Here is a 4,062-nt window from a genome sequence, read left to right on the forward strand (position 1 = left end):
TTTCCCTGAAAATTAGGTAATTGACCACCTGAAAATGGGTAAAACCCCACACCCCAACCCCCAACCCCCAACCCCCAACCCCCAACCCCCAACCCCCACCGAAAAACTTTTTCAGCAGATCCTAAATAAAGACTCTCCAATCCAATTTACTTGTTCACTCGGAATTCCTAGTTTTTCAGAAACCCTGATTAAATTAGGTAAATCCCGAGGACGATATTTTTTATTATGCTCAACCATACTCTGATGACAACCAACGATACCTGGAGTGAAATCAAGATTGTCTGGTAATGATTCTATTAGTCTTGTATCCGCATCGATAAAAATAGCTGTCGGAAATAACTTTAAACTTTCTTCTAGAACAAAGCGTTTATCATTATAACAGTGCAAAATTCCTTTTTGATTATGCTTGAAGGCGATAACATTCGGAACATTATCAAAATACTGAGGGGCATCAGTTCCCACCACGATCTTGATCTGAGGAGCGTATTTTTGTAAATCTTCAGCCAAAGTTTTAGTTAATTGCTGATACTTTTCTCTAAGAGCTAAAGTACAAAAACAGAAATTTTCTGTCGGCTCAGAAGAATTCATAATAGATTACTGGTATCTAGAATTGTTGCCCCCAGTGTATCAGCTTTCTACATTTTCGGGACGATTTCCTCTAAGGCCGCTTCTAGATTAGGATAACGATAGTCAAAACCGATCGCTTGAGTGGCTTTTGGCAGCACTTCTTGACCTTCTAAGACGATTTTTGCTCCTTCTCCCAAGAGAATTTCGAGGGCAAAATCTGGCACTGGCAACCAAGAAGGACGATTCATTACTTCCCCTAAAATCTGACAGAATTCTTTCATCCGGACGGGATTGGGTGCAGTAGCGTTGAAAGTACCGCTAATTTCTGGGCGATCGAGACAATAGATAATTAAATTAATTAAATCATCCCGATGAATCCAAGAAAACCACTGACGACCGCTGCCAATCGGTCCGCCGGCAAACAGTTTGAAGGGTGGGATCATTTTCCCTAAAGCACCCCCATTGCCTAAAACAATACCCGTGCGAAGAATGACTAAACGAGTGCCGTAATCTTTAACTTTTTGGGCGGCTTTTTCCCACTTTTTACAGACATCTGCCAGAAAATCGTCACCGGGAGGGCTATTTTCGTCAAAACTAGCGGTTTCACTGGTTCCATAGTAACCGATCGCCGAGGAGTTAATTAAAACTTTCGGTTTCTGGTCCGCCAGTGCGGTCGCAACGCGCTCGCTACGCGAGATCGCCTCGACAATTTTCTCGGTGCCGATTTCCCGACTAGCGACGATTGCCTGTTTTGCTTCACCGGTCCAGCGTTCCGAAATCGGTTCTCCCGCTAGATTAATCACCGCGTCACATCCGGAAATCTCTTTTTGCCAATCCCCCGATTCTGTGGCGATATAGGGAATAATCTCTATCTTAGGATAGATTGACTTTGGGTAAATTCTTCGGGCTTTATCGGGATTGCGCGTCAAAATTAGGATGTCATCGCCGCGATCATAGAGTTTGACCACTAACCGACTACCCACAAATCCCGTCGCCCCAGTAATCGCTATTTTCATGGTTTCTTGACTAAATTTATCCTTATTTTAGCTCGTTTTTAACTATCAGAATTCAGGAGTCGGTCGTCAGGAGATTATTTTTATTTATTCTCCCTACTCCCCACTCCCCATCACCCCACTTCTCACTTCTCACTTATCCTGATACCCCATACCGTTGGCTGCCGCATAACGATTCATAAAGCGCATAAAACGCTCCCAGTGTTCATCGGTGATTTCAAAACCACATTCTACCCGTTGAATTTCATCCCCTTCATCCCCTCCAAAGATAAACTTAGTCGAGTTGGGAATCACTGTGATAATTCCCTCCTCATCGGTGAGACGAAGATCACCGTAGGTGCGGGTGGTGAAACTTTGGAAACGTTCGATCGCTTTCAGGGTTTTAAAAGTCATCAGGACATTGCGAATCCCGGTACTTTTATTTTTGCGGAGACTAACACCGCTTAATTCTTCTGATAAACCGACAAAAAACTCGATCGTGGGAGTGTTCATAGGTGTGGGTATAAAATTTTAGTTATTGATTTTCTCTTAATTACTTTTGATGGGAAAAAAGTAGTTCATGACTACTAAGTAAAGTAACCATGAACCGAAAAACAAGCTATTCCGCTTCTCCACCTTGGATTTTGAGGAGAAGAAAACCCCAAGCTAATCCGACGAGGACGAGAACGATCGCCACGATCGCCCCATTAAATAACATACTTTCTGCGGTCATGGTGATTGCTCCTGAGCCTACAATAATCGATCAACAGATCAATGGTATTTTAACCTACGAAGGCGATCGACTGCAGCCAGACTAGGGCAAAATTGCGGGGAAAAATCGGCAAATAAATTTGAGAACTTTCTTAGTATATATGTTCTAGTAAGCCTGCCCCTCTCCTCAAGGAAGGATGCTCAACCCCATGCTAGATATTTTTAATAATATCTTTATATTTGTCGTCGCTACTTTGTGTTAACGTTTTATCTGCTTAATTCTCCACTTATACTAGAAAAATTAAGTATTGATAACTATTGATGATGACTGGTAAAAAATCATTTATGCTCAAGATCAAGTTAATATTATTTTTAGGTTTGTTGCTGCTGAGTTGTCAATCGACTAATCTCAATGGTAATAATAGTTCGATGGCTCAGATTACGACTGAGAATCAAGCGCAAATATTACCGATCACGGCCAAAGCAAATATTAATGGTGAGATGATTGAGTTAGAAGTGGCTCAAACCCCGGAACAACAAGCCAAGGGTTTAATGTATCGCTCGTCTTTGGAGAAAAATCGCGGTATGCTATTTCCCTTTGCACAACCTCTGATGGCAGGGTTTTGGATGAAAAATGTCTCGATTCCTCTAGACATGATTTTTCTAAAAGATGGTATAGTAAAAGCAGTTTTGCTGAATGTCCCCCCTTGTGCTGTCGATCCTTGTCCTGTCTATGGGCCAAACACCATGGTTAATCAAGTAATCGAACTAGCTGGGGGTCGAGCGAAAGAATTAGGAGTGAAAGAAGGAGATAAAATTAAGATTGAGTCTATCTCAAGACCTTGATTTTTGAAAATGGTGTTAACTTTCTTATAGAAGGTGTCCCTTGTCTGGAAATATAAGTATGGCTTTTAGAAGCTATTACGCATTTATACTGTTTAAAATCTAACCATATCGATTAAGATTTTTATAGTCTATCAAGTCATAGATTGAATAATCTTTACCCTTGCTATAGATTAAACAGAGACAAAATTCTGCTCGATCTAACGGGACTATCTTAAGAGAGCCAGCGATTTTTAGGAAAGCGCTCTCTATCATCGGGATAGCTTAGATACAGAAAAAACGGTCGCGAGACTAACTGTCCTTGAAACCGATCAGGTAGTGTTTTGTTAAAATCACGAGATATACTATACTATTGAGGAAAAAAATCCCCCTATGTCCACGATTGCCTATTCCCAATTCCGACAATTTCTACAAGAGGAATTGTCCCTTCCCCAAGAATCGATCGCTATGGCCGAGCGCTCGATCCAATCTGATAAAATTCATTTACCGATGATTCTCTGGCAGTACGGTTTAGTGACCTTGGAACAATTAGACAAAATTTATGATTTTCTCGAAGAGGTAGTCTAATCTTGCAATTGCTGACTATTGACAAGGAGAATAATTGCCATGGCTGCTCATAGTTTCTGGCACAGTTTGAAAATTCCGATCCCAAAAACTACCAATCATCCCTTGAGAAGTGGGTTATTTAAACCCACTTTTTTAATAACTATACAATTGAAAATTATCGATTAACTGCTCAGTCCATGAAACCCCATGACCAATTTGCCAAAAATTACCTTGAACAATTACTTTCTCCCCTGGGAACCGTCGAAATCAGTAAAGAAGTCAGTGATGAAACCCGACAGATAGATTTATTTTTTTCCCCCAATCCCGAACCAAACCGCAATTATCTGGGATTATTAGGCAGAATTGTCCTTAATACTGTCTTAATTGAACCCTATCGCAATCC

General features: G+C 41.0%; 6 protein-coding genes and 1 pseudogene. 3 read left to right on the plus strand and 4 right to left on the minus strand.

From position 1 onward, the window contains the following. Positions 1 to 111: 111 nt before the first annotated feature. The 4 genes from EWV84_RS12325 to petM form a co-directional block, all read right to left on the minus strand. Positions 112 to 588, minus strand: a complete 477-nt coding sequence (locus tag EWV84_RS12325) for a hypothetical protein (RefSeq protein WP_287078220.1) — start codon at positions 586 to 588, stop codon at positions 112 to 114. A 47-nt stretch (positions 589 to 635) separates the two neighbouring features. Further along, positions 636 to 1,583: a thylakoid membrane protein ThyD gene (thyD, locus tag EWV84_RS12330; RefSeq protein ID WP_287078221.1), complete on the minus strand. Its 948-nt coding sequence runs from the start codon at positions 1,581 to 1,583 to the stop codon at positions 636 to 638. A gap of 129 nt (positions 1,584 to 1,712) precedes the next feature. Beyond that, positions 1,713 to 2,072, minus strand: coding sequence for a photosystem II reaction center protein Psb28 (gene psb28, locus EWV84_RS12335; protein WP_287078222.1), 360 nt, complete (start codon positions 2,070 to 2,072; stop codon positions 1,713 to 1,715). A gap of 106 nt (positions 2,073 to 2,178) precedes the next feature. Next, positions 2,179 to 2,292, minus strand: coding sequence for a cytochrome b6-f complex subunit PetM (petM, locus tag EWV84_RS12340; RefSeq protein WP_012265655.1), 114 nt, complete (start codon positions 2,290 to 2,292; stop codon positions 2,179 to 2,181). A 302-nt stretch (positions 2,293 to 2,594) separates the two neighbouring features. Here petM and EWV84_RS12345 point away from each other — a divergent pair, with 302 nt between their 5' ends. The 3 genes and pseudogenes from EWV84_RS12345 to EWV84_RS12355 form a co-directional block, all read left to right on the plus strand. Then, entirely contained in the window at positions 2,595 to 3,116 is a 522-nt protein-coding gene (locus EWV84_RS12345) for a DUF192 domain-containing protein (protein ID WP_287078223.1), read from the plus strand. Between the two features lie 369 nt (positions 3,117 to 3,485). Next, the gene (locus EWV84_RS12350; RefSeq protein WP_002732568.1) at positions 3,486 to 3,680 is read left to right on the plus strand and encodes a DUF2949 domain-containing protein; all 195 of its coding nucleotides are present in this window, start codon (positions 3,486 to 3,488) and stop codon (positions 3,678 to 3,680) included. A gap of 176 nt (positions 3,681 to 3,856) precedes the next feature. Further along, positions 3,857 to 4,062 (plus strand): annotated as a pseudogene (locus EWV84_RS12355) (flagellar assembly protein H); the annotation flags it as partial.

The organism is Microcystis sp. M_QC_C_20170808_M3Col (assembly GCF_007095505.1).
In the GTDB taxonomy this organism is placed as follows: domain Bacteria; phylum Cyanobacteriota; class Cyanobacteriia; order Cyanobacteriales; family Microcystaceae; genus Microcystis.

Coding starts and splice junctions, on each gene's coding strand:
- psb28 (WP_287078222.1), bottom strand. CDS start 2,072: ATGAACACTCCCACGATCGAGTTTTTTGTCGGTTTATCAGAAGAATTA.
- EWV84_RS12350 (WP_002732568.1), top strand. CDS start 3,486: ATGTCCACGATTGCCTATTCCCAATTCCGACAATTTCTACAAGAGGAA.
- EWV84_RS12325 (WP_287078220.1), bottom strand. CDS start 588: ATGAATTCTTCTGAGCCGACAGAAAATTTCTGTTTTTGTACTTTAGCT.
- petM (WP_012265655.1), bottom strand. CDS start 2,292: ATGACCGCAGAAAGTATGTTATTTAATGGGGCGATCGTGGCGATCGTT.
- thyD (WP_287078221.1), bottom strand. CDS start 1,583: ATGAAAATAGCGATTACTGGGGCGACGGGATTTGTGGGTAGTCGGTTA.
- EWV84_RS12345 (WP_287078223.1), top strand. CDS start 2,595: ATGACTGGTAAAAAATCATTTATGCTCAAGATCAAGTTAATATTATTT.